Origin of the sequence: Ochrobactrum sp. C6C9 (assembly GCF_022627935.1) — a bacterium.
GTDB classification, from domain to species: domain Bacteria; phylum Pseudomonadota; class Alphaproteobacteria; order Rhizobiales; family Rhizobiaceae; genus Brucella; species Brucella teleogrylli.
Map to the genome: position 1 here is coordinate 13960 of NZ_JABXGB010000023.1, position 25538 is coordinate 39497.

The window sequence follows — 25538 nt, forward strand, 5'->3', positions numbered from 1 at the left end:
AAGCGCATAGATTAAGCGATAAATCAATTGCAGTCTGGCATTTGTCGATGCAAGGCATTATTCGGCTTCAAAGCGATCCGTTTTGGCAAAGGCAAAGATCATTCCGAAAACAGCAGCGGTCATTGTGGCAGCCGGCCGGGGCGAACGGGCGGGGCAAAGCGTCGAAGGGCCGAAGCAATATCGGCGCATCGGCGGCGAAGCCGTGCTCGCGCGCACCTTGCGCGCCTTTACCGACTGCACATTGGTCGACGAGATCGTCGTCGTCATTCATCCAGACGATCTCGCGCTTTATGAACGCGCCATACCAGAAAGCCACAAAGATGCGATCGTCGTCACCGGCGGCCCCACACGGCAGGAATCCACACGGCTGGGCCTCCTCGCCCTCAAGGACCACGCGCCGGATTATGTGATGATCCATGACGGCGTGCGCCCCTTCATCACGCAAGCACTGCTCGAACGCATCGTCGGCAATCTGACGCCGGAAGAAGGCGTCCTCCCCGCGCTGGCCGTTTCGGACACGCTGAAACAATCCGCCATCGATGGCACGGTCAAGACCACCGTTCCCCGCGCCGGTCTGTTCGCGGCACAGACCCCGCAGACATTTCCCTATGCGCCTATTCTCGAAGCGCATGAAAAAGCCTTCGCCATTCGTCGCACCGATTTCACCGACGACGCCGCCATCGCCGAATGGCAGGGCCTCGCCGTGCGCATCATCGAAGGCTCGGCTGACAATACAAAGCTTACCTGGGCAAAGGACATTGAAATGGCAGACAAGCGCCTGCGGCAAGACCATGCCGCCTTTCCGGATATTCGCACGGGCAATGGCTATGACGTCCATTCCTTCGAACCGGGCGACCATGTCACGCTATGCGGCGTGAAAATTCCGCATGAAGCAAAGCTCAACGGCCATTCTGACGCCGATGTGGCGCTCCACGCCGTGACCGACGCCCTGCTCGCCACGCGCGGCGCAGGCGATATCGGCACGCATTTTCCGCCATCGGATCCACAATGGAAGGGCGCGGCCTCGCGCATCTTCATCGAGCACGCCGCCAAAATCGTTCGTGAGGCTGGCGGGCGCATCGCCAATGTCGATGTGACGCTGATCAGCGAAGCGCCGAAGATCGGACCGCATCGCGCCGCCATGACGGAAGCGCTCTGCGATATGCTCGGCATTGCCGCCGACCGCGTTTCCATCAAGGCAACCACCAACGAAAAGCTTGGCTTCGTCGGCCGCCGCGAAGGCATTGCAGCCATCGCCACCGCCACCGTCATTTATCCCGGCGAGGTGCCGGAATGAGCGAACTCGTCGCAGAGAAGGAAGCCATCGCGCTGCTGGACGCCTGCCGCAAGGCCGGCCTGATGATTGCGACCGCAGAATCCTGCACCGGCGGCCTGATTGCCGGTGCATTGACCGATATTGCCGGTTCGTCCGATGTGGTGGATCGCGGTTTCATCACCTATTCCAATGAGGCCAAGCACGACATGATCGGCGTGCCAATGGAGCTGATCAACCGCGTCGGCGCTGTCTCAAAAGAAGTGGCGATTGCCATGGCCGAAGGCGCGCTGAAGCACTCGCGGGCGGGCATCAGCATCGCGGTGACCGGCGTTGCCGGTCCGGGCGGTGGCTCAGACGAAAAGCCCGTCGGGCTCGTCCATATCGCCTCCGCACGCAACGGCCAGCCAACGCTGCATCGGGAATGCCGTTTCGGCCCGAAAAGCCGTGCTGAAATTCGCCATGCAACGGTTCTTGCCGCGCTGGAACTGGTGCTGACAAATTTGCGCAAGGCATAACGCTCACGCATGTACTTTCCGCCCTGCCGCCCTATCCTCTACTTATCAGTTTAAGATGAGGAGCATAGGCAATGCGGTTCAAAGGCAAAGTGGCCATTGTTACGGGCGGGGCAAGCGGTATTGGGGAAGCGACGGTCCGGGCTTTTGTGCGCGAAGGCGCCAACGTTATCATTGCCGATTATGCCGACCACGGCCAGCAACTGGCCGATGAACTTGCCGGTGAACACCAGCAGGCCATTTTCATCAAGACAGACGTGACAAAAACCAAAGCTGTTCAGGAGCTTATCGCCCGAACAGTGGAAAATTACGGTCGTCTCGACATCATGTTCGCCAATGCCGGTATTGCTGCGGACGGACCAATCGACGAACTTGACGAAAGCGCCTGGCAGAAGACCATCGATATCAATCTGACCGGCGTTTATCTCTGTGATAAATACGCAATCGACCAGATGCGGTCGCAAGGCGGCGGCGTCATCGTCAATTGCGGATCGATCCACAGCCATGTCGGCAAGTCTGGCGTGACCGCCTATGCCGCGGCAAAAGGCGGTGTGAAACTGCTGACCCAGACACTGGCTATCGATTATGGTACGCAGAATATCCGCGTAAATGCCGTTTGCCCGGGCTATATCGACACACCACTTCTGAAAGATATTCCCGACGACAAGAAGGACGCTCTGGTTGCCCTGCACCCGATGGGTCGCCTTGGCCGGGCCGAGGAAGTGGCAAGCGCTGTGCTCTTCCTCGCCAGCGACGAGTCCTCATTCATCACCGGGTCTTCGCTAATGGTCGATGGCGGTTATACGGCACAGTAAAAAGCTGTTTGATTATAGGCCGTAAATCTGGTCGGCGCGCTTTTCGAAGGCTTCGGAGAATTTCTTGAAGGCCAGATCGAACATCGTCCCCATCAGCAAGCCGAGTGTGCGGCTCTTGAATTCATAGTCGATGAAGAATTCGACATCGCAATAAGCCGCATCCTCGGCAGGTTTGAACGTCCAGCGATTGTCGAGATAGCGGAACGGGCCATCGAGATATTTGACGTCGATGACATTCTCGTCCGGTTTCAGCAGGACCTGACTGGTGAAGGTTTCGCGGATGAGCTTGTAGCCGACCGTCATATCGGCAATCAGCAGCGCCTTGCCGTCGCGCTCCTTGCGGGAGCGGATCGACAAGGCTTCGCACATGGGCAGAAATTCCGGGTATTTCTCGACATCCGCCACGAGTGCGAACATCTGATCGGCCCGGTGATGCACCCGTCTGACGGTCGTAAACTGCGGCATGTCTACTTATGACCGGTTGGCAATCTGCGCTTCGCGGGCGGCCTTGAGCTTTGCAAAATCGTCGCCAGCGTGATGCGAAGAACGCGTCAGCGGGCTGGAAGCGACGAGCAGGAAGCCCTTGGTCTTGCCGATGGTTTCGAACGACTTGAATTCGTCCGGCGTCACGAAACGGATGACCGGATGATGCTTGCGCGTCGGCTGCAGATACTGACCAATGGTCATAAAATCCACGTCAGCCGAACGAAGATCGTCCATCAGCTGCAAGATTTCATTCCGCTCTTCGCCGAGACCGACCATGATGCCCGACTTGGTGAAAATGGTCGGATCGAGTTCCTTGACGCGTTGCAACAGGCGGATGGAGTGGAAATAACGCGCGCCGGGGCGAACCTTCAGGTAGCGCGACGGCACGGTTTCCAGATTGTGATTGAACACATCCGGGCGGGCCTTGACCACGATTTCCAATGCGCCTTCCTTGCGCAGGAAGTCCGGCGTCAGAATCTCGATGGTGGTGGCCGGCGTTGCCGCACGAATGGCGCGAATGACCTCGGCAAAATGCTGCGCGCCGCCGTCTGCCAGATCGTCACGGTCTACCGAGGTGATCACCACATGGGTCAGACCCATCTGCTTGACGGCCTTGGCGACATTTTCCGGCTCGTTGGGATCGAGCGGCGTCGGGATACCGGTCGAAACATTACAGAACGCGCAGGCGCGTGTGCAGATTTCGCCCATGATCATGAAGGTCGCGTGCTTCTTTTCCCAGCACTCGCCGATATTGGGGCAGCCAGCTTCTTCACAGACGGTCACGAGCTTGTTGGAACGCACAATCTCGCGCGTTTCGCTATAGCCGCGCGAGACCGGAGCCTTGACGCGAATCCAGTCGGGCTTTTTCAGGACTTCATTGTCCGGGCGGTGCGCCTTTTCCGGGTGCCGCAGACGTCCGCTCTGGTTGACCGTATTGAGAACTGTAACCATGCTGTTTCCTGCCTATCCAGAGCATGTTCCAAAAGAAAAGTGGAACGCTCCTTAATTCGGTCCGGTCCTAAGCCCTGACCACAGACCTGTCAACTTGGACCATTTGCTACTCATCGCCGCGCAGCCAGCCCGAGCGCCCTGAAAACCAGAGCCCAGATGAGCCCAAAGACCAGACCGCCAAAGCCAAGCGCCAGAGTCAGCGTCCAGACACCATACCAGCCCAAGAGCGCCATTCCTTTGACCGATATGGTGTTACCGCCGAGCAGACTCAAGACACCGGCTAGAAATCCGAGCGTCAAACCGATGACGGTACACCATTTTATGATCGGCCAGGCGGCGCGCCGCCATGGCCCTCCATTTTCGATCAGCGGAATAGGCGTCTCCTATTGCTTTAAGCTTTATTTACAAGCCTAATCTGGTCCGAAAAGTCTGCAACTTTTCGGGATTAGGCGTTTAACACCCGGCCATATGCGTCGAGTACGCTTTCCTTCATCATCTCCGAAAGGGTTGGATGCGGGAAGACCGAATGCATCAGCTCTTCTTCGGTGGTCTCAAGGTTCATGGCAATCACGAAACCCTGGATAAGCTCAGTGACTTCCGCGCCAACCATATGTGCGCCCAGAAGCTGGCCGGTCTTCTTGTCGAAGATCGTCTTGACCAGACCCTGATCTTCACCCAGAGCGATTGCCTTGCCGTTGGCCGTGAAGGAATAACGACCGACACGAATGTCGAAACCCTGCTCCTTGGCCTTGGCTTCCGTCAGACCGACCGAAGCGACCTGCGGATTGCAATAGGTGCAGCCCGGAATCTTGCCCTTGTCGAGCGAATGGACATTCGGAAGGCCTGCGATCTTTTCAACGCAGATCGTGCCTTCATGTTCAGCCTTGTGCGCCAGCATCGGCGGACCGGCAACATCGCCGATAGCGTAGATGCCTTCGACATTGGTCTTGCCATAGCCGTCGATGACGATGCAGCCACGATCCGTCTTCACGCCAAGCGCTTCAAGGCCGAGATTCTCGATATTGCCCTGAACGCCAACCGCCGAAATCATCCGGTCGACCGTCAGCTTCTGCACCTTGCCATCCTTGGTTTCGATGGAAGCTGTGACGTTGTTGGCGCCCTTCTCCACTTTCGCAACCTTGGCGTCGGTGATGATTTTGAGCCCGCGCTTTTCGAGCTGCTTGCGGGCGATGGCGGAGATTTCCGCATCTTCCACCGGCATGATCTGCGGCATCACTTCCACGACCGTCACATCGACGCCCATGTCGTGATAGAACGACGCGAATTCGATGCCGATAGCGCCCGAACCCATGACCAGCATCGACTTTGGCAGGTCCTGCGGCACCATCGCTTCGAAATAGGTCCAGATCAGCTTGCCGTCCGGCTCGATGCCAGGCAGGGCACGCGGACGCGCACCGGTGGCCACGATGATGTGCTTGGCCTTGTAGCTGCCCTCGCCCAGCACGCCCTTCGGCACCGGGTTCTGCGGCTGCATCGGCTGCTTCGACGTCTTGCCGACCGTGATTTCGGCAGGATTAAAGCCAGAAGCGCCCTTGACGAGCTTGGCTTCGCCCCAGATCACGTCGATCTTGTTCTTCTTCATGAGGAAAGCGACGCCGCCGTTAAGACGGGCCGAAACGCCGCGCGAACGCTGCACAACAGCTTTCACGTCAGGCGTAATGGTGCCTTCCAGCTTCAGACCGTAATCCTTGGCGTGTTCACCGAAATGCAGAATTTCCGCCGAACGCAGCAGCGCCTTGGTCGGAATGCAGCCCCAGTTGAGGCAGATGCCACCCAGATGCTCGCGCTCGACGATTGCCGTCTTGAGGCCCAGCTGTGCAGCACGGATCGCCGTTACATAACCGCCCGGTCCCGATCCAATAACAATAACGTCGTAAATGTCGGCCATAGTTCTTGCCCTTATTCCTGAAAGCGGAAAGGCCGCGCCTGTCTTCGTATCTTCTACAAAGACAGGCGCGGCTTCAATTCCATCAGACCAGCATGCCCATCGGGTTTTCGATGTGGCGCTTGAAGGCCTGCGCCAGTTCGGCGGCAAGAGCGCCATCGACTGCGCGGTGATCGGTGGAAAGCGTGACCGACATGACTGTCGCCACTTTCATCTCGCCCTTCTTCACCACAACGCGTTCTTCACCCGCGCCGATTGCGAAAATGGTCGCATGCGGCGGGTTGATGATGGCTGCAAAATCCTTGACGCCGAACATGCCGAGGTTGGACACGGAAGTCGAACCGCCCTGATATTCCTCCGGCTTCAGCTTGCGATCACGCGCGCGCTTGGCCAGATCCTTCATCTCGTTGGAGATGGTGGAGAGCGTCTTGCTTTCCGCATTGCGGACGATTGGCGTAATCAGCCCACCCGGAATGGAAACGGCAACGCCGACATCCGAACGCTTGTGCTTGATCATGCCGCCATCTGTCCAAGAAACATTAGCTTCCGGGATATCACGCAGCGCCAGAGCCGTTGCCTTGATGACCATATCGTTGACAGAGAGCTTGTAGGCCGGAACCTCACCCTTCTCAGTCTTGATCATCGGCGAAGCCGCGTTGATCTGCGAGCGAAGCGCCAGAAGCGCATCGAGTTCGCAATCGATCGTCAGATAGAAATGCGGAACGGTCTGCTTCGATTCCACCAGACGGCGAGCAATAGTCTTGCGCATACCGTCATGCGGCACAATCTCGTAAGAACCTTCCTCGAACAGCTTGAGAACGGCATCGTCCGACATCGGCTTAGGCGCTGGAGCAGCCGCAGCAGCCTGCGGTGCAGCAGCAGCTTTCGCGCCGCCGGACTGGATCGCGGATTCCACATCGCGCTGCACGACACGGCCATGCGGGCCAGTGCCCTTCACAGCGGCGATATCGACGCCGGCGTCCTTGGCAATGCGGCGGGCAAGCGGAGACGCGAAAACGCGTTCGCCCTTTGCCGGAGCCTGTGCGGGATTGGAAGGTACCGGAGCAGGCGCAGCAGCGGGTGCGGCGTCCTTCTTGGCTTCGGCCTTCGGCTCTTCCTTCGGAGCCTCGGCTTTTGCTTCCGCCTTGGGAGCGGCAGTGCCGCCGCCCTTTGCAGCTTCCGCAACATCTTCGCCGTCAGCGGCCAAAATCGCGATCAGTGCGTTGACCTTGACGCCTTCGGTGCCAGCCGGAACAACCAGCTTGGCGACGGTGCCTTCGTCAACAGCTTCGACTTCCATCGTGGCCTTGTCGGTTTCGATCTCGGCAATCACATCGCCGGAGGAAACCTTGTCGCCTTCCTTGACCAGCCATTTCGACAGGTTGCCTTCTTCCATCGTGGGAGAAAGCGCTGGCATGGTGATATTGATCGGCATGTCCAGACCCTTTCGTTAAGCGGTGTAGGTCACGGCTTTCACCGCTTCCACGACTTCGGCCACATTCGGCAGCGCCAGCTTTTCGAGATTTGCGGCGTAAGGCATTGGAACATCCTTGCCCGCAATGGTCAGGATCGGCGCATCCAGATAGTCGAAAGCCTGCTGCATCACGCGGGTGGCGATTTCCGTGCCAACCGACGACTGCGGGAAGCCTTCTTCCACCGTCACGAGGCGACCGGTCTTCTTGACCGATTCCACGACAGTCGGAATGTCCATCGGACGAATGGTGCGCAGATCGATGACTTCAACGTCGATGCCCTGTGCAGCCAGTTCTTCCGCAGCCTTGACCGCATAGGTCATGCCTATACCGAACGAAACCAGCGTGGCGTCCTTGCCCTGCTTGTGAATGCGGGCCTTACCAATCGGCAGAACGAAATCATCCAGCTTCGGCACTTCGAAATGATGACCGTAGAGAATTTCGTTTTCGAGGAAAATGACCGGGTTCGGATCGCGGATTGCAGCCTTGAGCAAGCCCTTGGCGTCAGCAGCCGTGTAAGGCATGACGACCTTGAGGCCCGGAATGTGGCTGTACCAGGCGGCGTAGCACTGCGAGTGCTGGGCGGCAACGCGGGCAGCAGCGCCCGATGGACCGCGGAACACCATCGGAGCGCCCATCTGACCACCCGACATGTACAGCGTCTTTGCAGCCGAATTGACGATCTGGTCAATTGCCTGCATGGCGAAGTTGAAGGTCATGAATTCGACAATCGGCTTCAAACCGGCCATTGCGGCACCGACGCCCACACCGGCAAAACCATGCTCGGTGATCGGCGTATCGACGACGCGGCGCGCGCCGAACTCATCGAGAAGACCCTGCGTGATCTTGTAAGCGCCCTGATATTCGGCAACTTCTTCACCCATGATGAAGACATTGTCGTCGCGGCGCATTTCTTCGGCCATGGCATCGCGCAGCGCTTCACGCACGGTCATCGAAACCATTTCCGTGCCTGCCGGAATATCCGGATCGGAAGCGACTTCAACCTTCGGCGCAGCCGGAACGCTGGCAGCAGGCTTGTCTTCAGCCTTCGGCGCTTCCTTTGCTTCTTCCTTGGCTTCCTGCTTCGGGGCTTCAGCCTTGGCAGCCGGGGCCGAACCGATATCGGACGCGCTTTCGCCGTCGCCGAGCAACACGGCAATCGGCGTATTGACCTTCACGCCTTCTGTGCCTTCAGCGATGAGGATCTTGCCGATAACGCCTTCATCGACGGCTTCGACTTCCATCGTCGCCTTGTCGGTTTCGATCTCGGCAATCACATCGCCGGACGTAACCTTGTCGCCTTCCTTTTTCACCCACTTGGAAAGCGTGCCTTCTTCCATGGTCGGAGAAAGGGCGGGCATGAGAATTTCTACGGGCATGACAACACCTTTCCCGAATTAGAGCAGAATATCCGTGTAGAGCTCGGAAACATCCGGCTCCGGATCGTTTTGAGCGAAATCGGCCGAATCAGCGACGATGTCGCGGACTTCCTTGTCGATTTCCTTCAGCTCTTCTTCGGTTGCCCAGCCCTTGTCGATCAGGCGCTGTTTGACCTGCTCGATCGGATCATGCTCGGAACGCATCTTTTGCACTTCGTCCTTCGAGCGATATTTCGCAGGATCGGACATGGAGTGACCGCGATAGCGATAGGTTTCCATTTCGAGAATCAACGGACCCTTGCCGGAACGCGCCCAATCGGCAGCGAACTTGGCGGCCGCGGCTACGGCGCGAACGTCCATGCCATCGACCTTGATGCCCGGAAGATTGAACGAAACACCGCGCTTGGAGAAATCGGTCTCAGCGGAAGAACGCGATACCGACGTGCCCATGGCGTAACGGTTGTTTTCGATGACGTAGATCACCGGAAGCTTCCACAGCGAGGCCATGTTGAAGCTTTCATAGACCTGGCCCTGATTGGCAGCGCCATCGCCGAAATAGGTGACCGACAGATTGTCATTGCCACGATACTTGTTCGCAAAGGCAAGACCGGTGCCCAGCGGAACCTGAGCGCCGACGATGCCGTGACCGCCGAAAAAGCCCTTTTCCTTGGAGAACATGTGCATGGAACCACCCTTGCCCTTGGAGTAACCTCCACGGCGTCCGGTCAGCTCGGCCATGACGCCGCGCGCTTCCATGCCCGTTGCCAGCATATGACCATGATCGCGATAGGACGTGATGATCTGGTCACCTTCCTTCAGCGCGGTCTGCATGCCAACGACGACAGCTTCCTGTCCGATATAGAGATGGCAGAAGCCACCAATGAAGCCCATGCCATAAAGCTGGCCGGCTTTTTCTTCGAAACGCCGGATCATCAGCATCTCGCGATAGGCGTGCAGCTCCTGCTCCTTGGTGAAATTTATAGGCGCAGGTGCCTTGGGGGTAGTAACAGAAGACGTCTGCGTTTTGCCAGCAGGCGTCTTTTTAGCCCTCGGTGCCATATCTCGCTCCCTTAGATTGTCGTTATATTGTGACGTTATACGCGCATATTACAAGATACAATATGCACCCAGAGCATAGCTGCTATGCTGCCAAGCCCTTAAAAACATATCACAAAAAGACAATTAACCGGAATTCAGTTAATTCGACCTGTCTTCCCGAGAGGTAATAATTGTCACTTCATCGGGATGGGAGAGATTAAGCGCCCTGCGCGCCTGCTCGTCAAGCATATCCTTTTCGATGGAACCATCACGCAAAAGCGCGACGCGCTTTTCGAGCGCGGAACGCTCGCCGCTGATTTTTTCGAGCTGCTTGGTGAGGTTCGCTTTTTGCTCTTCGAGCTGGATACGGGCGTATAGACCAAATTCGCCATGATAGGCGTGGAAGCCGAAATAGCTGAGAAACGCAGCCGTCAGAATAGGCAGAATAAAGCGCCCACGGATCGATTTACGTTTCTGCTTGGTCCACATTGCGGCTTCCTTCCCGGATGTTTTTGACGGCAGCGAATCTCAAGCTGTAGCCGCCAATCCGAATTCCACCATCAAGCATTATTTTGCTTAACAGAGCTTTACCGCAGCCATATGTCAGGGAAGGATTAACCCTATTTTTGTGAAACAGTTCAGATAATCAAAAGACGGTGACCTCTTGTGAGTAATTCACTCGCAGAGGGGGGAAATCGGCAACCAGGATCAATTCTTGATTGCCGATCTGTTCATTATCGACCGTTCAGACGATCACACATCGAGAATCGTTGAGAACCCGCCCATGATCATCCGCTTGCCGTCAAAGGGCATCTCGCTGCCCATCGCCGCCATGCGCGGATCGCTCATCATTTTCTGATTGGCCGCATCGCGGGTGGCCTTGTCGGGATATTCGAACCAGGAGAAAACCACCTCCTCATCGTCGGTTGCCTGCACGGCTCGGCGGAAGTCGGTCACCTTGCCATCGGGCACATCGTCACCCCATGCCTCAACCATGCGCGTAACGCCAAACTCCTTGAACAGTTCGGCAGCAGTCGCGGCATGTTTGCGATAGATTTCCTTGTTCGCTTTTGGAACCGCAACGACGAAGCCTTCAATATAAGCCATTTTCTCTCTCCCTTTCGATTCCCCCCTTACGGCTCGGGTCAATACGGGATTGAGCCGCTCCATGTCCGCCATATTGCTCCCCATTCAGGGCCAGCGCATGGCAGAACAATAACATTGATATCAATATATATGGGCGGAGTCAAAAGCGGGGCTGGCCAAGATGGCGGTATGGTTCTCAAAGACAACGAAAAGGCGGGCACAGAGCCCGCCTTTCATCAAAAGCCTTTGCGTTCCGATTATAGGAACTTCAGCGCGCTGCGGCCTGCATAGCGGGCCTGCTTGCCGAGTTCTTCTTCAATGCGGATAAGCTGGTTGTACTTCGCCGTACGGTCCGAACGGGCCAGCGAGCCGGTCTTGATCTGACCGCAATTCGTGGCAACTGCCAGATCGGCAATGGTCGAATCTTCGGTTTCGCCCGAACGGTGCGACATGACGGCGGTGTAACCGGCCTTGTGTGCGGTTTCGACGGCATCGAGCGTTTCCGACAGGGAACCGATCTGGTTGACCTTCACGAGGATCGAATTGGCGACGCCCATGCGGATGCCATCGCGCAGACGGGCCGAATTGGTGACGAACAGATCGTCGCCAACCAGCTGGCACTTGTTGCCAACGAGGTCGGTCAGGTACTTCCAGCCTTCCCAGTCGTCTTCGGCCATGCCGTCTTCAATGCTGACGATTGGATAATCAGCGACGAGCTTGGCCAGATACTTGGCCTGCGCCTTTGGATCACGGGTCTTGCGCTCGCCTTCATAGACGTAATTGCCGTCCTTGAAGAATTCGGTCGATGCGCAATCGAGGCCGATAGCGATATCTTCACCCGGCTTGAATCCGGCCTTTTCGATCGATTCCATCACGAAATCGAGGGCGGCCTGCGCGCTCTTGAGATTAGGAGCAAAACCGCCTTCATCACCGACATTGGTGTTGTGGCCAGCGTCCTTGAGGCGCTTCTTCAGCGTGTGGAAAACTTCCGAGCCATAACGCACGGCTTCACGGATTGACGATGCGCCAACCGGCAGAATCATGAATTCCTGAAAGTCGATTGGATTGTCGGCATGTGCGCCGCCATTGATGATGTTCATCATCGGCACGGGCAGAACATGCGCATTCGCGCCGCCGACATAGCGATAAAGCGGCAGGCCAGTTGCCTGAGCGGCAGCCTTGGCAACGGCCAGCGACACGCCGAGAATAGCATTGGCGCCAAGATTGCCCTTGTTGGCAGAGCCGTCGAGGTCAATCAGAGTCTGGTCGATGAGCAGCTGGCTTTCGGCATCGAGGCCTGCAATGGCGTCGAAAATCTTGCCATTCACCGCTTCAACGGCCTTTTCCACGCCCTTGCCGAGATAGCGGCTGCCGCCATCGCGAAGCTCAACGGCTTCATGGGCACCGGTCGATGCGCCGGATGGAACAGCGGCACGGCCAAAAGAGCCATCTTCAAGCACTACGTCCACTTCGACGGTCGGGTTGCCGCGGCTGTCAAGAATTTCGCGGCCGACGATGTCGATAATTGCAGTCATAGGAGCCAGTCCTTCCCTATAGATCGCTCCGCTTATATGCAGAGCTGCTGAACAAATCCGATGTGGGCACATCCTTAGCGAAACAAAAGGCGGAGGAAAATCCCCCGCCTTTCACAATTCGCTCAGTGTTTTATAGACCCTTGGAAATCCTGTCGAACGCCACAAGCTTTTCCAGCAGTGCAGGCATCTTGTCGATCGGCACCATATTGGGTCCGTCCGACGGCGCATTGTCGGGGTCCTGATGGGTTTCAATGAAAAGACCGGCCACACCGACAGCCACCGCTGCGCGCGCCAGTGTTTCCACAAATTCGCGCTGTCCGCCCGACGAACCGCCCTGCCCGCCCGGCTGCTGCACCGAATGGGTCGCGTCGAAAACCACCGGCGCGCCAAGGCCGGCCATGATCGGCAGCGAGCGCATATCCGAAACCAGCGTATTATAGCCGAAGGACACGCCGCGCTCGGTTGCAAGCACATTCGGGTTGCCGCTTTCGGTGATCTTGGCCAGAACATTCTTCATGTCCCAGGGTGCCAGAAACTGGCCCTTCTTGACATTGACCACCCGGCCAGTCTTCGCGGCGGCGATCAGCAGATCGGTCTGGCGGCAGAGGAAGGCCGGAATCTGAAGCACATCGACGACGGGTGCGACTGCGGCGCATTGTTCTTCGGTGTGGATATCGGTCAGAACCGGAAAGCCGAATTCCTTTTTCAGATCGGTAAAGACTTCCAGCGCCTTTTCGAGACCGATACCGCGCTCTGCCTTCAGCGACGTGCGATTGGCCTTGTCGAAACTCGACTTGTAGACCAGACCTATACCCAGCTTGTCGGTGATTTCCTTCAGGCGTCCCGCCATGTCGAAGGCATGGTCCCGCGTTTCCATCTGGCATGGGCCAGCGATCAGCGCGAAGCGCGCGCTGTTGGAGAAGGTAACATTACCGACTTTGACGGAGGAATTGGCGGTCGTCATTTACTCAACACCTTCAAATACGAACAACGTACCCTGGCCTTTAGCCGGAGAAACGATGATACGGCCATCTCTTTTCAGAAACGTGACACCGTTGCGGTCAAGAAGCTGCTCGATTGTCAAAAGCGAAGCAACCGTGAAAACCAGCCCTGCAAGCCGCAAGCCACGGCCATGAAGCTCTGGCAACCATCCAAAGCTTTGTTCAAACTGTTTGGAAGGAAGGATATCTATATCGGCATTGCCTGCGGTGATTTCCAGAGAACCACCGTTCTGCTTGCGCGCTGGCGCATGAAACACGCCTTGCAGCAATTCCGAAAATGCCGCCGGATTATCCTCGCAGATCAGGATTTTGCGCAATCCGCTGACGCCATTTTCATGCGCAATCAGATGCGAACGATCCGTCTTGGGATAAGCCAGACGCTGGCAGGTGAAGAAAAACGCATCGGGCGCGCGCAGATCCGCCGCAAAAGCAAGGCGGAAACTCGCAATTTCGCGCTTGCCTTCCTTGCTCACGAACGCCCGTGAAAACTCAACCATGCGGCCACCGGCAACACCGCGCCGTTTGAACGCGGCGTGATCGGCGCGTGCATCGTCCGTTTTGAAGGCTATGCCTGAAAAGCCATCCTGCCCGTTACGGAAGCGGTAGGCCTGATCGCGGAGAATGAAACTGTTCGAGCGACGGGCGGCAGCCACATAAAGCGGCTCGCGGTCGACTGCCAGCATTTCCAGATAGGTGTCGTCAGCAAAAAAGCTGCACACATTGGCAGTGCCGAATGGATGCTGGGCATTCGGGGCCACTGTAAATCCCAAGAGAGAAAGTCTCGCGCGCGCTTCGTCCAGTCGTCCAACCGGCAGAACCAGATGGTCCACCGAACGAGCATTGCGCGCGAGATCATTATTCATGCATCAAACCAGACGGCTTTGTTCAATCGCCGCTTCGATGAACGAAGCGAAGAGCGGATGCGGTTCGAACGGGCGCGACTTCAGTTCCGGATGGTACTGTACGCCGATGAACCATGGATGGTCTGGATATTCGACCGTTTCCGGCAGAACGCCATCCGGCGACATGCCCGCGAAATTCAGACCCGCCTCTTCGAGACGGTTCTTATAGTCGATATTGACTTCGTAGCGATGGCGGTGACGCTCGGAAATATCGGTCGAACCGTAGATTTCCGCGATCTTGGAACCCGGAGCAAGGGCTGCTTCATAAGCGCCAAGACGCATCGTGCCGCCGAGATCGCCAGCTGCTGCGCGCTTCTCGAGCATGTTGCCCTTGAGCCATTCGGTCATCAGACCAACTACTGGTTCCTTGGTCGGGCCAAACTCGGTCGAAGACGCGTTTTCGATGCCAACCAGATTACGCGCTGCCTCGATGCAGGCCATCTGCATGCCAAAGCAAATGCCGAAATACGGCACTTTCCGCTCACGCGCGAATTTCGCCGCAAGAATCTTGCCCTCTGCGCCACGCTCGCCGAAACCGCCCGGCACCAGAATGCCGTGTACCTTTTCCAAATGCGGAGCCGGATCTTCGCTTTCGAAGACTTCCGCTTCAATCCAGTCGAGATTGACCTTAACCTTGTTGGCGAGACCACCGTGATAGAGCGCTTCGATCAGCGACTTATACGCGTCCTTCAGACCCGTATATTTGCCGACGATTGCGATGGTGACTTCGCCTTCCGGATTGTGCAGACGATGGGAAACTTCTTCCCAGCGATCCATGCGCGGTTTCGGAGCCGGGTCGATACCGAAAGCCGAAAGAACTTCCGAATCCAGGCCTTCCTTGTGATAGGCAATTGGCACATCGTAGATCGTTGCCACGTCGAGCGCCTGAATAACGGCGCTTTCACGCACGTTACAGAACAGCGACAGCTTGCGGCGTTCGGATTCCGGAATTTCGCGATCCGCACGCACCAGAAGAATATCCGGCGCAATACCGATGGAACGCAGTTCCTTGACCGAATGCTGCGTCGGCTTGGTCTTGAGCTCGCCCGCCGCCGGAATATACGGCATCAGCGTCAGATGGATGTAAACGGCTGCGCCGCGCGGCAATTCATTGCCAAGCTGACGGATCGCCTCAAGGAACGGCATGGCTTCAATGTCGCCAACAGTGCCGCCGATTTCGCACAGGACAAAATCGTAATCCTCGTTGCCTTCGAGAACAAAATTCTTGATCTCGTCGGTGACGTGCGGAATGACCTGAACCGTCGCGCCGAGATAGTCGCCGCGGCGTTCCTTTTCGATGATGTTACGGTAGATGCGACCGGTGGTGATATTATCCTGCTTGTTGGCAGGACGACCGGTGAACCGCTCGTAATGACCGAGATCGAGGTCAGTTTCGGCACCATCGTCAGTGACGAACACCTCACCATGCTGGTAAGGCGACATCGTGCCGGGATCGACGTTCAGATAAGGGTCGAGTTTACGGATACGCACGCGGTAACCGCGTGCCTGAAGGAGTGCAGCCAGTGCTGCAGCAGCTATGCCTTTTCCAAGGGAAGAAACCACGCCGCCAGTGATGAAAACATATCGCGCCATGGGCTTATCTCGTTAGACTTTCTTAATTGATTCCGCCACAAAAAAATGCGCTTCGGAGTGATTTTTCACCGAAGCGATGCGGTAATCGTTGTTGAACACAGACACGTCACCCCAAAACGGACCGTTTGGTGAGTGACACGCACCCCTGAAACCCTATTGCACGAATGCGAACGCTATACGTCTGAAGATGACGGAAGCATGATCTCCGGACGAATACATGGAACCGTCTTAACGGCCCCTGCCCGACTTTTCCATGCCGAAGCCCGCAATCCACAGCTTAGCTTCACGCATTCGTAAAATCGGCCAAAAGAAAAGCCGGGCCCGAAAGCCCGGCCATTTTCAGATCGTCATTTGTGATCAAAGAACGATGACTTCGGTGCCGAGACCGACGCGCTCGTAGAGATCCATCACATCTTCATTGATCATGCGGAAGCAGCCGTTCGAAGCGGAGCTGCCGATGGTCCATGGCTGAACCGTACCGTGAATACGGATATAGGTATCCTTGTTGCCCTGGAACAGATACATGGCGCGCGAACCGAGCGGGTTGCCCGGACCGCCATCCATGCCGTTCTTGAAGCGACCATAATGGCCGGGATCACGCTCGACCATTTCCTTGGTCGGGATCCAGCGAGGCCATTCGCGCTTGGCATTGACGGTCGCAGAACCCTTGAATTCCAGACCCTGCTTGCCCACTGCGATGCCATAGCGGCGCGCCGTGGTCGAGGTTTCAACCAGATAGAGGAAGCGCTGCTTCGGATCGATCACGATCGTGCCCGGCTTGTAGCCCGTAAAGGCAACTTCCTGTGCGCGGAACTTGGGATCGATATTGTACTTGTTGGCCTTCACACCGGCATTGCCGTTGGAAGCGCTCTTTTTCTTCTTCTTCGGCTTGTCCGGATTGGCCTTGGCGTCGCTCGAAAGCGCAACCTTTTGCACGTTAGCGGCAGCGGCTTCGTTCAGCTGCGCTTCAGCACTGACCGGCGATGCGGCAAAAGCCGGCGCGGAAACTCCAACGCAAAGGCTCGCAATGCCAGCCATAAGAATACGACGTGAAAACATGATCAGTTCCCGAAATCCAAGCACAAGCGGAAAATAGCTGCCGCAACTTTACGGCCAAGCTTTCGCTTTCCTTACTGTAAACGCAGGAACGACTCAATTCGTTGCAACAGTTGTGCAATGCGATTCGTAAAAGCCTATTGCCTGCTTGCAACACTTTGCAATTCGGTGGTTAACAAAAAGAAAACCGGCCCATTGGGCCGGCTTCACAATCGCTTGAATGGAAAGCTCTTTTTACTGTGAGCTTGGAACCGGATTGGCCGGAGCTTCCGGCGTCGCCGGCGCCTGCGGTGCAGTCGTTCCCGTCGGAGCGGCGCCCGGTGCAGCCGGTGCGGTCCCATTCGTGTCGGTGCGCGAAGACTCGCCGCCGAGCTGATTGAGGATGCCACCACCAGCGCCGTTGCCGCCTGCCGGAGCCGTCTGACTGCCGGATGCTGCCGGGATACGGTTCAGAATATCGGTCGGGCGTTCGCCATAACGCGCCATGATGCCGAGAACCAGCGACGTCGCGAAAAAGCCGATAGCCAGAATGGCAGTCGTACGGGTGAGCGCATTGGCGGCACCCCGCGCCGTCATGAAGCCAGAACCGCCGCCAATGCCAAGGCCGCCGCCTTCAGAGCGCTGGATAAGCACAACGCCGACAAGCGCCAGCACGATCAACAAATGAATGACAATGAGTACGGTTTGCATGGGTAACGGTCTTTACGTCCCTGAACTAAAGCAGTTCCAGGACACATCACATGACCATGTCCAGACTGCACGATAGAATAGATGCGGCTCTTTACACGCTATTGCGTGATAATCCAAGCCCCGCCGCCCAAGTTAGAGCATGGCGAGGCAAGGCGCCGCTCAAAGGTTGCGATAGGTCTCGCATATGGCGAGGAAGTCTGTCGCCTTCAAGCTCGCACCACCAACAAGCGCACCATCGACATCGGCGATGCCGAGCAGTTCGGTAGAGTTGGACGGCTTGACCGAACCGCCATAGAGAAGACGCAGATGCGCGCCCTTGGCTCCAAAGCGCTCGGTCAGCTGCTCACGCATGAAGGCGTGCGCCGCACGAACATCCTGCACCGTCGGCGTCAGACCCGTTCCAATGGCCCAGACAGGCTCATAGGCGATGATGGTGTTTTCGGCATTCACGCCATCCGGCAGGGAGCCCGCAAGCTGCGAGCCGATGACGTCCAGCGTGCGTTCTGCCTGACGCTCATCAGCCGTTTCACCCACGCAAACGATGGCAACAAGACCAGAGGCCCAGGCGGCTTCGGTCTTTGCCTTCACCGTATCGTTGGTTTCGTGGTGATCAGTGCGGCGCTCTGAATGTCCAATGATGACGTGGCTTGCGCCTGCTTCTTTCAGCATTTCAGCCGAAATATCGCCGGTATGCGCGCCGGAAGTCTTGAAATGGCTGTCCTGCCCGCCAAGGCCGACCGTCGTTTCGCCAGAGAGCGTTTCGGCAGCGCGTGAAAGCAGCGTGGCCGGTACGCAGATCACTGCATCCAATTTTCTACCGAAATCGGAGCTCAGACCGGCTGCAATCGCGCGCAGTTCGGTGAGAGATTCTCCCGTACCATTCATCTTCCAGTTGCCAGCGACCAACGGACGGATACCCGGAGTCATTGTGTTCTCCTCGCCTTTCAAGAGCATAATCCGACCGGAGTGAAACGAGGATCGATAAGATTATGCGTCGAACTGAACATTCAGAGCGTCGATCCGATTCATTCGGATCGAAACACGCTCTAAACGGCAGGCGCCTCCTGCGAATAACGCATGACCGCGCCGAATTTTGCCACTGACTAAGCATATTCGTGTCGCAATGCAAATGTTCTTGGTTGCAGAGCCTCAATGAGACCTTGCATATGGGGCTTGCTTGGGGTTATCCCCTGAACGGATCAATTCAATGACTGGCTCAAATCAACCAAAGCCGAGCTTTATTTCATAATCGAAGGGTTTCCCATGCTCGACAGCCTGCGCTCTGCCTCTCGCTCCTGGATCTCCAAGCTTCTGCTTGGTGTGCTCGTCCTGAGCTTCGGCGTTTGGGGTATTGCGGATGTTTTCCGCGGTGGCATAACCGGCAATGCCGCGCTGACTGCGGGCGACTCCGAAGTCAGCGCGACTGACTACCGCTTCGCTTATGAACAGCAGGTGATGCGCCTGTCGCAGCAGTTCCGCCAGCGTCTGACGCGCGAACAGGCAAAATCGATCGGCGTTGAAAATCAGGTTCTGGCGCAGCTTGCAGCCGGTGTGGTTCTCGACGAAGGCGCGCGCAACATGCAGCTTGGTCTTTCGAAGGACGGCATTGCCCGCCTGACGGCGGAAGATCCGGCCTTCCAGGACGCCAGCGGTAACTTCAACCGCGCGCAGTTCGATGCGGTTTTGCGCCAGTCCGGCATTCGCGCGCAGGATTATCTTGATAATCGCGCCAAGGTTGCCCGTCGCCAGCAGATGGTCGAAGCGGCGACCGACGGCATCAAGATGCCCGACGCCATGCTGAAAGCTCTGGCGCTTTATCAGGGCGAAAGCCGCAGCGCGGACTACATCACCATTCCTGTGGAAAAAGCAGACGCGATCCCTGCCCCGTCGGATGAGGTCCTCAAGACCTATTTCGATGCGCAGAAGGATGAGTACAAGGCGCCTGAATACCGCAAGGTAACCTATGTCAAGCTGGAGCCAGCAGACATCGCAGACCCTTCTGCGGTGACGCAGGACGAAATCAACGAATATTACGAAAAGAACAAGTCGCGCTACGGCACTGTCGAACAGCGTACCATCGAACAGCTGAGCTTTACCGACGAAGCTGCGGCCAACGCCGCGCAGGAAAAGATTGCCGCTGGCGCCAGCTTCCTCGACATAGGCAAGGAACAGGGCAAGACCGAAGACGATCTCAAGCTCGGCACCTTCGAGAAAAGCGCTATTCCTGACCAGACCATCGCCGATGCAGCCTTTGCACTCGCTGAAAACGGCGTAAGCCCTGTCGTCAAGGGCGGTTTCGGCCCGGTCATTCTGCGCGTTACCAAGATCGACCCGGCGCATGTCAAGCCACTCTCGGAAGTCGAAGCCGAAATCCGCACGACGCTCGCCAACAACATTGCGGCGAGCAGCATCAGCGGCATTCATGATTCCTATGAGCAGCAGCGCTCCGATGGCGCATCGATGGCCGATGTCGCCAAGAGCCTGAGCCTCAAGACCGTCACCGTCGATGCGGTCGATGCCGAGGGCAACGACCCGTCCGGCAAGCCGGTTGAACTTCCGAACGGACAGGCGCTTCTGGCCGCTGCTTTCCAGGCCGAACAGGGCTTTGACAATGACGCGCTGACCATGGGCAATGTCGGCTATCTCTGGTATCAGATCGATGGCGTCACCCCTGCCCGCGACCGCACCCTTGATGAAGTCAAGGACAAGGTTGTGGCGGCATGGAAGGGTGAGGAAGCCGTCAAGCGTCTCAATCAGCGTCTGGAAGACCTGAAGAAGCGCCTCGATGGCGGCGCGACGCTCGATGCGATTGCTTCGGAACTTGGCCTTGAAAAGCAGACCAAGCGCGGCATCACCCGCTCCACGAACGATGCCGATATCGGCTCGGCTGCGGCAGCGCAGATTTTCCGTGGCCCGGACGGTTTCACCGGCACGGCGGCAGCGCCTTCCGACGACGCGCAGATTCTCTTCAAGGTGACGGAAGTGACCGAGCCTGCAAGTGCTGGCCCGGACACCATTCCTGAACAACAGCGCAACTATCTCGCAACCGCCCTTTCCGACGATGTGCTGGAACAGATGGTTGGCGAATTGCAGAAGCAGTATCCGGTGAAGATCAACCAGACTGTCATCAATAATGCTCTCGCATTCTAGGTTCTGCTGAGCAGCCGAACGCGAGAATTCACAGAAACAAACGGCAGAAAGACAATGGCTGATCTGAAACCATACATCGCGAAAGCGGCCTCCGGCGAACCACTGAGCCAAGAGGATTCCAAGGCCGCGTTCGATATCATGATGTCCGGTCAGGCAACGCCTTCGCAGATCGGCGGTTTTCTGATGGCTTTGCGCGTGCGTGGCGAAACCGTGCCGGAAATCGTCGGCGCGGTCGCTTCCATGCGGTCACGCATGCTGCCGGTCGTCGCCCCTTCAAACGCCATCGACATTGTCGGCACCGGCGGCGATCAGTCCGGTTCGTATAATGTGTCGTCCTGCTCGGCCTTTGTCGTGGCGGGCGCTGGCGTTCCCGTCGCCAAGCACGGCAACCGTGCCCTGTCGTCCCGCTCAGGCGCGGCAGACACGCTTGCAGCACTGGGCGTCAATATTGAAGCCGACGCGGAAACCATTGGCCGCAGCGCCCGGGAAGCCGGTCTCGGCTTCATGTTCGCGCCGATGCACCATTCCGCTATGCGCCATGTCGGCCCTTCTCGCGTCGAGCTTGGAACCCGCACGATCTTCAACATACTGGGTCCGCTCGCCAATCCGGCCAGCGTGAAGCGCCAGCTCCTGGGCGTTTTCGCGGCACAATGGGTTGAGCCTCTGGCGCATGTGCTGAATGAACTCGGCATGGAAGCCGTTTGGGTCGTCTATGGCGACGGTCTGGATGAGATGACCACCGCTGGCACGACCCAGGTCGCGGCGCTGGAAAACGGTACCGTCCGCACATTCGAGATTACGCCTGAAGACGTCGGTTTGCGCCGTTGCAAGCCGGAAGAACTGAAAGGCGGCGACGCTGCCGAGAATGCCAAGGCTCTGCTCGCCGTTCTGGAAGGCGCGAAGAACGCTTATCGCGACATTGTTCTGCTCAACTCGGCTGCCGCCCTCGTGATCGCGGGTACGGCCACGGATTTGAAGGATGGCATAGCACAGGCTGCCCATTCCATCGACAGCGGCGCGGCTTTGGCCGTTCTGCAAAAGGTAATCGCTGTCTCCAACGACAAGACAGTCTGACGAGAGGAAGCGCACCATGTCTACCGACATTCTCCGTAAGATCGAAGTCTACAAGCGCGAGGAAATCGCGGCTGCCAAGGCGCGTCATACGATTGAAGACCTGAAGGCCCGTGCACAGGATCAGGCCGCACCACGCGGCTTTCTCAAGGCGCTCGAAGCCAAGCGCGCAGCCGATAAATTCGCCCTGATCGCGGAAATCAAGAAGGCCAGCCCTTCCAAAGGTTTGATCCGTCCGGATTTCGATCCGCCAGCATTGGCAAAGGCCTATGAAGATGGCGGCGCTGCCTGCCTTTCGGTTCTGACCGATACGCCGTCCTTTCAGGGAGCGCCGGAATTCCTGATGGCAGCGCGCGCCGCGTGCAACCTGCCTGCCCTGCGCAAGGATTTCCTGTTCGACACCTATCAGGTCTATGAGGCGCGCAGCTGGGGTGCGGATTGCATCCTGATCATTCTCGCGAGCGTCGATGACGATCTGGCCAAGGCGCTGGAAGAAACCGCTTTCGAACTCGGCATGGATGCGCTCATCGAAGTGCACGACGAAGCCGAAATGGAACGCGCCCTCAAGCTTTCCTCGCGCCTTCTGGGCGTCAACAATCGCAACCTGCGTACATTCGAAGTAAGCCTGACCGTTTCGGAACGGCTGTCGAAAATGGCTCCTGCCGACCGCCTGCTGGTTGGCGAAAGCGGCATTTTCACCCATGACGATTGCCTGCGATTGGAAAAATCCGGCATCGGCACGTTCCTCATCGGCGAAAGCCTGATGCGCAAGGACGATGTTGCCGCCGCCACACGCGAACTCCTGACCGGCAAGGCCTGATGTCATGACCTCGGACACGGCCAGGCTCACGCATCTCGACCAGAAAGGCGCCGCCAATATGGTGGATGTCGGCTCCAAGGACGAGACCGAGCGTCAGGCCGTCGCCGAAGGCAGCGTGACCATGAAGCCGGAAACGCTGGCGCTCATATTGGCGGGCGACGCAGCCAAGGGCGATGTGATCGGAACCGCGCGGCTTGCGGGCATCATGGCCGCGAAAAAGACCGCCGACCTCATTCCGCTTTGCCACCCGCTGATGCTGACCAAGGTCGCGGTGGATATTGTACCGGACCATGCGCTGCCGGGCTTGCGCGTTCGCGCACTTGCAAAGCTCAAGGGCCGCACCGGCGTGGAAATGGAAGCTCTGACCGCTGTATCCGTGACGTGCCTGACGATCTATGACATGGCCAAGGCTGTCGATCGCCATATGGAAATCGGCAATATCCGCGTTGTGGAAAAGTCTGGTGGCAAGTCCGGCGACTGGAAGGCGTGAAACGTTCCGACAAGTTTGAGTTCGAGAGGAAATACGATGTCCCTTCTCCCGGTCGAAGATGCTCTGGCGCGTATACTCTCCTCCGCAGAACCGCATGGCCTCGAAACCGTTGCGTTGAACGAAGCGGGCGGGCGCGTTGTTGCCCGCGCCGTTGAGGCGCATTTCCTGCAACCGCCTTTCGACTGCTCAGCCATGGACGGCTATGCTTTGATTGCGCCAGCAGATACCACCTATCCGCTTCAACTGAAGGTTATCGGCGAATCCGCTGCTGGCAAGCGCTTCGACGGTTCACTCCTCCCCGGACAGGCTGTGCGTATTTTCACTGGCGCACCGATGCCGGAAGCTGCCGATACGATTGTCATCCAGGAACATACCGAGCGATCTGGCGATCAGCTAACCATACTCGAAGGCATAGCCACGGGGCGTCATATCCGCCGGGCTGGTCTCGATTTTGCGCCGGGCAAGACTGTTCTGTCCGTTGGCCGCGAACTGGACGCACCCGCTTTGTCACTGGCTGCGGCCAGCGGCAATCCAACGCTTGATGTGTTTCGCAAACCTCGCATTTCTATTTTGGCCACCGGCGACGAACTTGTGCCGCCGGGAGCCGACCCCGGCCCGGACCAGATTGTCGCGTCAAACAGCGTCGGCATTGCCGAAATCGTGCGCCGCGCCGGTGGCAAGCCTGAAGATATGGGAATCATTCCGGACGATCCGGCTCAGATCGAAGCGGCTATCGCCTCCGCTCTCGACAGCGGCATCGACGTACTGGTGACCATCGGCGGCGCCTCGGTCGGTGACCGCGATTACGTCCATGGCGCATTACGCAATTGCGGTGTCGAACTGGACTTCTGGAAAATCGCCATGCGCCCCGGAAAGCCGCTGATGTATGGACGCAAGACCGTCAATGGCAAAACCGTTCACATAATCGGCCTGCCAGGCAATCCGGTTTCAAGTCTTGTTTGCAGTCTGGTTTTTCTCCGTCCGCTTATCGCGAAACTTGCAGGCACCGATTTGACGGCGGATATCCGCCCGGCGAAACTCGGTCAGGCGATGCCCGCCAATGACCATCGCCGCGATTTTGTGCGCGCAACGGTCGAATCACAAAGCGATGGAACACTGCTGGTGACACCGTTTCCAGTACAGGACTCGTCCATGCTGACGGCCCTTGTCGGTTGCAATGCACTGCTCATTCGTGATGAAAATGCCCCGGCAGCCGCTGCGGGCACACCGTGCCGTGTTCTGATGTTGCGCTGATAGGTGTGAAAAGCCGCGCTTTCACAACCTCGAATGAACACGAAGTAACAAACGTAATTGTTTGAAAACAAACCGCTTCATCAAACACCGAGCCCCACCTCACACCCTTCCGTGAACAGAACCGCAACAAGGCGCGCACCCGTTAATCATTTTAAAACCATTGCAGAACAAGACTGGAACATATAGTGTTCGTTCTGGTTTTGTTTTTCTCGATTCTTATCTGGCCGGAGGGTGTCGCGCATGTTGACCCGTAAGCAGCACGAGCTTCTGCTGTTCATTCATGACCGTCTGAAAGAAACGGGCATTCCGCCATCTTTTGACGAAATGAAGGAGGCGCTCGATCTTGCTTCCAAGTCGGGCATACATCGGCTGATCACCGCTCTGGAAGAACGCGGTTTTATTCGCAGACTGCCGAACCGAGCGCGTGCCCTTGAGGTGCTGCGGCTACCGGATTCGATTGCACCGGGGCTGAACGCGCAGAAGAAATTCGCACCGAGCGTCATTGAAGGCAGTCTGGGCAAGGCGCCGCCTGCGCCCGCGCAACCATTGCGCCCTGCCCCGGTTGCGATCAATGACGATGTGTCGGCAACCGTGTCGGTGCCTGTCATGGGACGCATCGCTGCCGGTGTGCCGATCTCCGCCATTCAGAACCAGACGCATTCGCTCAGCCTTCCGCCGGAAATGATCGGCGCGGGCGAACATTATGCGCTGGAGGTCAAAGGTGACTCGATGATCGATGCCGGAATTTTCGACGGTGACACGGTGATCATCAAGCGCGGTGACATGGCCAATCCGGGCGAGATTGTCGTGGCTCTGGTCGATGATGAAGAAGCGACCTTGAAGCGCTTCCGCCGCAAGGGTGCGTCGATTGCGCTTGAAGCGGCAAACCCCGCTTACGAAACGCGCATCTTCGGTCCCGACCGCGTGCGCGTACAGGGCAAGCTGGTCGGTCTGATCCGCCGGTATTGATCAGAGGTTGTCCGTTTTGGGCGATTTGGGTCGCAATGGTAGTTTACCGGACTGCCGGAATAACTGATCTCATAGCCGCCATGCGG

Annotated in this window: 25 protein-coding genes; 9 read left to right on the plus strand and 16 right to left on the minus strand. The window is 57.5% G+C overall.

From position 1 onward, the window contains the following. Positions 1 to 82: 82 nt before the first annotated feature. The 3 genes from HWD97_RS17490 to HWD97_RS17500 all read left to right on the plus strand — a co-directional run bounded on the left by HWD97_RS17490 (position 83) and on the right by HWD97_RS17500 (position 2603). Entirely contained in the window at positions 83 to 1297 is a 1215-nt protein-coding gene (locus HWD97_RS17490) for a bifunctional 2-C-methyl-D-erythritol 4-phosphate cytidylyltransferase/2-C-methyl-D-erythritol 2,4-cyclodiphosphate synthase (RefSeq protein WP_371835334.1), read from the plus strand. Next, positions 1294 to 1791: a CinA family protein gene (locus tag HWD97_RS17495; protein WP_109369139.1), complete on the plus strand. Its 498-nt coding sequence runs from the start codon at positions 1294 to 1296 to the stop codon at positions 1789 to 1791. Before HWD97_RS17490 ends, HWD97_RS17495 begins: the two co-directional genes overlap by 4 nt. 71 nt (positions 1792 to 1862) lie before the next feature. Then, positions 1863 to 2603 (plus strand): SDR family NAD(P)-dependent oxidoreductase, encoded by a 741-nt coding sequence (locus HWD97_RS17500; RefSeq protein ID WP_109369140.1) that lies wholly within the window; start codon positions 1863 to 1865, stop codon positions 2601 to 2603. A 12-nt stretch (positions 2604 to 2615) separates the two neighbouring features. On the opposite strand, the gene HWD97_RS17505 is transcribed toward HWD97_RS17500, so the two are convergent. The 16 genes from HWD97_RS17505 to tpiA all read right to left on the minus strand — a co-directional run bounded on the left by HWD97_RS17505 (position 2616) and on the right by tpiA (position 18625). Continuing rightward, a complete protein-coding gene (locus HWD97_RS17505; protein ID WP_109369141.1) occupies positions 2616 to 3068 on the minus strand; it encodes a type II toxin-antitoxin system RatA family toxin in 453 nt (150 codons plus the stop codon). 6 nt (positions 3069 to 3074) lie between these two features. Beyond that, positions 3075 to 4040 carry a lipoyl synthase gene (gene lipA, locus HWD97_RS17510; RefSeq protein WP_371835335.1) on the minus strand — a complete coding sequence of 322 codons (966 nt, stop codon included), beginning with the start codon at positions 4038 to 4040 and terminating at the stop codon, positions 3075 to 3077. Positions 4041 to 4150: 110 nt separating this feature from the next. Continuing rightward, positions 4151 to 4312 (minus strand): hypothetical protein, encoded by a 162-nt coding sequence (locus tag HWD97_RS17515; RefSeq protein WP_371835336.1) that lies wholly within the window; start codon positions 4310 to 4312, stop codon positions 4151 to 4153. Between the two features lie 173 nt (positions 4313 to 4485). Then, the gene (lpdA, locus tag HWD97_RS17520) at positions 4486 to 5949 is read right to left on the minus strand and encodes a dihydrolipoyl dehydrogenase (protein WP_371835337.1); all 1464 of its coding nucleotides are present in this window, start codon (positions 5947 to 5949) and stop codon (positions 4486 to 4488) included. Between the two features lie 82 nt (positions 5950 to 6031). Then, the gene (locus HWD97_RS17525) at positions 6032 to 7381 is read right to left on the minus strand and encodes a pyruvate dehydrogenase complex dihydrolipoamide acetyltransferase (RefSeq protein WP_371835338.1); all 1350 of its coding nucleotides are present in this window, start codon (positions 7379 to 7381) and stop codon (positions 6032 to 6034) included. 15 nt (positions 7382 to 7396) lie between these two features. Continuing rightward, a complete protein-coding gene (locus tag HWD97_RS17530) occupies positions 7397 to 8797 on the minus strand; it encodes a pyruvate dehydrogenase complex E1 component subunit beta (protein WP_371835339.1) in 1401 nt (466 codons plus the stop codon). 18 nt (positions 8798 to 8815) lie between these two features. Then, complete coding sequence (gene pdhA / locus HWD97_RS17535; RefSeq protein ID WP_121536240.1) at positions 8816 to 9856, minus strand: pyruvate dehydrogenase (acetyl-transferring) E1 component subunit alpha; 1041 nt, start codon at positions 9854 to 9856, stop codon at positions 8816 to 8818. Between the two features lie 138 nt (positions 9857 to 9994). Next, positions 9995 to 10324 (minus strand): septum formation initiator family protein, encoded by a 330-nt coding sequence (locus HWD97_RS17540; RefSeq protein ID WP_121536242.1) that lies wholly within the window; start codon positions 10322 to 10324, stop codon positions 9995 to 9997. 264 nt (positions 10325 to 10588) lie between these two features. Beyond that, positions 10589 to 10942, minus strand: a complete 354-nt coding sequence (locus tag HWD97_RS17545; protein WP_078340401.1) for a DUF1428 domain-containing protein — start codon at positions 10940 to 10942, stop codon at positions 10589 to 10591. A 236-nt stretch (positions 10943 to 11178) separates the two neighbouring features. Continuing rightward, a complete protein-coding gene (eno, locus tag HWD97_RS17550) occupies positions 11179 to 12456 on the minus strand; it encodes a phosphopyruvate hydratase (RefSeq protein ID WP_109369149.1) in 1278 nt (425 codons plus the stop codon). A gap of 130 nt (positions 12457 to 12586) precedes the next feature. Then, on the minus strand, positions 12587 to 13420 hold the full coding sequence (kdsA, locus tag HWD97_RS17555) for a 3-deoxy-8-phosphooctulonate synthase (protein WP_121536244.1): 834 nt from the start codon (positions 13418 to 13420) through the stop codon (positions 12587 to 12589). Further along, positions 13421 to 14320, minus strand: coding sequence for a VOC family protein (locus HWD97_RS17560; protein WP_109369151.1), 900 nt, complete (start codon positions 14318 to 14320; stop codon positions 13421 to 13423). 3 nt (positions 14321 to 14323) lie between these two features. Further along, positions 14324 to 15952, minus strand: coding sequence for a CTP synthase (locus tag HWD97_RS17565; RefSeq protein WP_109369152.1), 1629 nt, complete (start codon positions 15950 to 15952; stop codon positions 14324 to 14326). Positions 15953 to 16309: 357 nt separating this feature from the next. Next, positions 16310 to 17011 carry a L,D-transpeptidase gene (locus HWD97_RS17570; protein ID WP_109369153.1) on the minus strand — a complete coding sequence of 234 codons (702 nt, stop codon included), beginning with the start codon at positions 17009 to 17011 and terminating at the stop codon, positions 16310 to 16312. Between the two features lie 231 nt (positions 17012 to 17242). After that, the gene (secG, locus tag HWD97_RS17575) at positions 17243 to 17698 is read right to left on the minus strand and encodes a preprotein translocase subunit SecG (RefSeq protein WP_109369154.1); all 456 of its coding nucleotides are present in this window, start codon (positions 17696 to 17698) and stop codon (positions 17243 to 17245) included. Positions 17699 to 17857: 159 nt separating this feature from the next. Then, positions 17858 to 18625, minus strand: a complete 768-nt coding sequence (gene tpiA / locus HWD97_RS17580) for a triose-phosphate isomerase (RefSeq protein WP_109369155.1) — start codon at positions 18623 to 18625, stop codon at positions 17858 to 17860. A gap of 336 nt (positions 18626 to 18961) precedes the next feature. Here tpiA and HWD97_RS17585 point away from each other — a divergent pair, with 336 nt between their 5' ends. From HWD97_RS17585 to lexA, 6 genes are all read left to right on the plus strand, one after another. Continuing rightward, a complete protein-coding gene (locus tag HWD97_RS17585) occupies positions 18962 to 20848 on the plus strand; it encodes a peptidyl-prolyl cis-trans isomerase (protein ID WP_109369156.1) in 1887 nt (628 codons plus the stop codon). A 54-nt stretch (positions 20849 to 20902) separates the two neighbouring features. After that, the gene (gene trpD / locus HWD97_RS17590) at positions 20903 to 21922 is read left to right on the plus strand and encodes an anthranilate phosphoribosyltransferase (protein ID WP_109369157.1); all 1020 of its coding nucleotides are present in this window, start codon (positions 20903 to 20905) and stop codon (positions 21920 to 21922) included. Between the two features lie 16 nt (positions 21923 to 21938). Beyond that, on the plus strand, positions 21939 to 22739 hold the full coding sequence (trpC, locus tag HWD97_RS17595; RefSeq protein WP_109369158.1) for an indole-3-glycerol phosphate synthase TrpC: 801 nt from the start codon (positions 21939 to 21941) through the stop codon (positions 22737 to 22739). A gap of 4 nt (positions 22740 to 22743) precedes the next feature. Continuing rightward, on the plus strand, positions 22744 to 23229 hold the full coding sequence (gene moaC, locus HWD97_RS17600; RefSeq protein ID WP_109369159.1) for a cyclic pyranopterin monophosphate synthase MoaC: 486 nt from the start codon (positions 22744 to 22746) through the stop codon (positions 23227 to 23229). Between the two features lie 36 nt (positions 23230 to 23265). After that, positions 23266 to 24483, plus strand: a complete 1218-nt coding sequence (glp, locus tag HWD97_RS17605; protein ID WP_109369160.1) for a gephyrin-like molybdotransferase Glp — start codon at positions 23266 to 23268, stop codon at positions 24481 to 24483. Between the two features lie 240 nt (positions 24484 to 24723). Next, positions 24724 to 25452 carry a transcriptional repressor LexA gene (gene lexA / locus HWD97_RS17610; protein WP_109369161.1) on the plus strand — a complete coding sequence of 243 codons (729 nt, stop codon included), beginning with the start codon at positions 24724 to 24726 and terminating at the stop codon, positions 25450 to 25452. Positions 25453 to 25538: the final 86 nt, after the last annotated feature.

Coding starts and splice junctions, on each gene's coding strand:
- HWD97_RS17495 (WP_109369139.1), top strand. CDS start 1,294: ATGAGCGAACTCGTCGCAGAGAAGGAAGCCATCGCGCTGCTGGACGCC.
- HWD97_RS17500 (WP_109369140.1), top strand. CDS start 1,863: ATGCGGTTCAAAGGCAAAGTGGCCATTGTTACGGGCGGGGCAAGCGGT.
- HWD97_RS17505 (WP_109369141.1), bottom strand. CDS start 3,068: ATGCCGCAGTTTACGACCGTCAGACGGGTGCATCACCGGGCCGATCAG.
- lipA (WP_371835335.1), bottom strand. CDS start 4,040: ATGGTTACAGTTCTCAATACGGTCAACCAGAGCGGACGTCTGCGGCAC.
- lpdA (WP_371835337.1), bottom strand. CDS start 5,949: ATGGCCGACATTTACGACGTTATTGTTATTGGATCGGGACCGGGCGGT.
- HWD97_RS17525 (WP_371835338.1), bottom strand. CDS start 7,381: ATGCCGATCAATATCACCATGCCAGCGCTTTCTCCCACGATGGAAGAA.
- HWD97_RS17530 (WP_371835339.1), bottom strand. CDS start 8,797: ATGCCCGTAGAAATTCTCATGCCCGCCCTTTCTCCGACCATGGAAGAA.
- pdhA (WP_121536240.1), bottom strand. CDS start 9,856: ATGGCACCGAGGGCTAAAAAGACGCCTGCTGGCAAAACGCAGACGTCT.
- HWD97_RS17540 (WP_121536242.1), bottom strand. CDS start 10,324: ATGTGGACCAAGCAGAAACGTAAATCGATCCGTGGGCGCTTTATTCTG.
- HWD97_RS17545 (WP_078340401.1), bottom strand. CDS start 10,942: ATGGCTTATATTGAAGGCTTCGTCGTTGCGGTTCCAAAAGCGAACAAG.
- eno (WP_109369149.1), bottom strand. CDS start 12,456: ATGACTGCAATTATCGACATCGTCGGCCGCGAAATTCTTGACAGCCGC.
- kdsA (WP_121536244.1), bottom strand. CDS start 13,420: ATGACGACCGCCAATTCCTCCGTCAAAGTCGGTAATGTTACCTTCTCC.
- HWD97_RS17560 (WP_109369151.1), bottom strand. CDS start 14,320: ATGAATAATGATCTCGCGCGCAATGCTCGTTCGGTGGACCATCTGGTT.
- HWD97_RS17565 (WP_109369152.1), bottom strand. CDS start 15,952: ATGGCGCGATATGTTTTCATCACTGGCGGCGTGGTTTCTTCCCTTGGA.
- HWD97_RS17570 (WP_109369153.1), bottom strand. CDS start 17,011: ATGTTTTCACGTCGTATTCTTATGGCTGGCATTGCGAGCCTTTGCGTT.
- secG (WP_109369154.1), bottom strand. CDS start 17,698: ATGCAAACCGTACTCATTGTCATTCATTTGTTGATCGTGCTGGCGCTT.
- tpiA (WP_109369155.1), bottom strand. CDS start 18,625: ATGACTCCGGGTATCCGTCCGTTGGTCGCTGGCAACTGGAAGATGAAT.
- HWD97_RS17585 (WP_109369156.1), top strand. CDS start 18,962: ATGCTCGACAGCCTGCGCTCTGCCTCTCGCTCCTGGATCTCCAAGCTT.
- trpD (WP_109369157.1), top strand. CDS start 20,903: ATGGCTGATCTGAAACCATACATCGCGAAAGCGGCCTCCGGCGAACCA.
- trpC (WP_109369158.1), top strand. CDS start 21,939: ATGTCTACCGACATTCTCCGTAAGATCGAAGTCTACAAGCGCGAGGAA.
- moaC (WP_109369159.1), top strand. CDS start 22,744: ATGACCTCGGACACGGCCAGGCTCACGCATCTCGACCAGAAAGGCGCC.
- glp (WP_109369160.1), top strand. CDS start 23,266: ATGTCCCTTCTCCCGGTCGAAGATGCTCTGGCGCGTATACTCTCCTCC.
- lexA (WP_109369161.1), top strand. CDS start 24,724: ATGTTGACCCGTAAGCAGCACGAGCTTCTGCTGTTCATTCATGACCGT.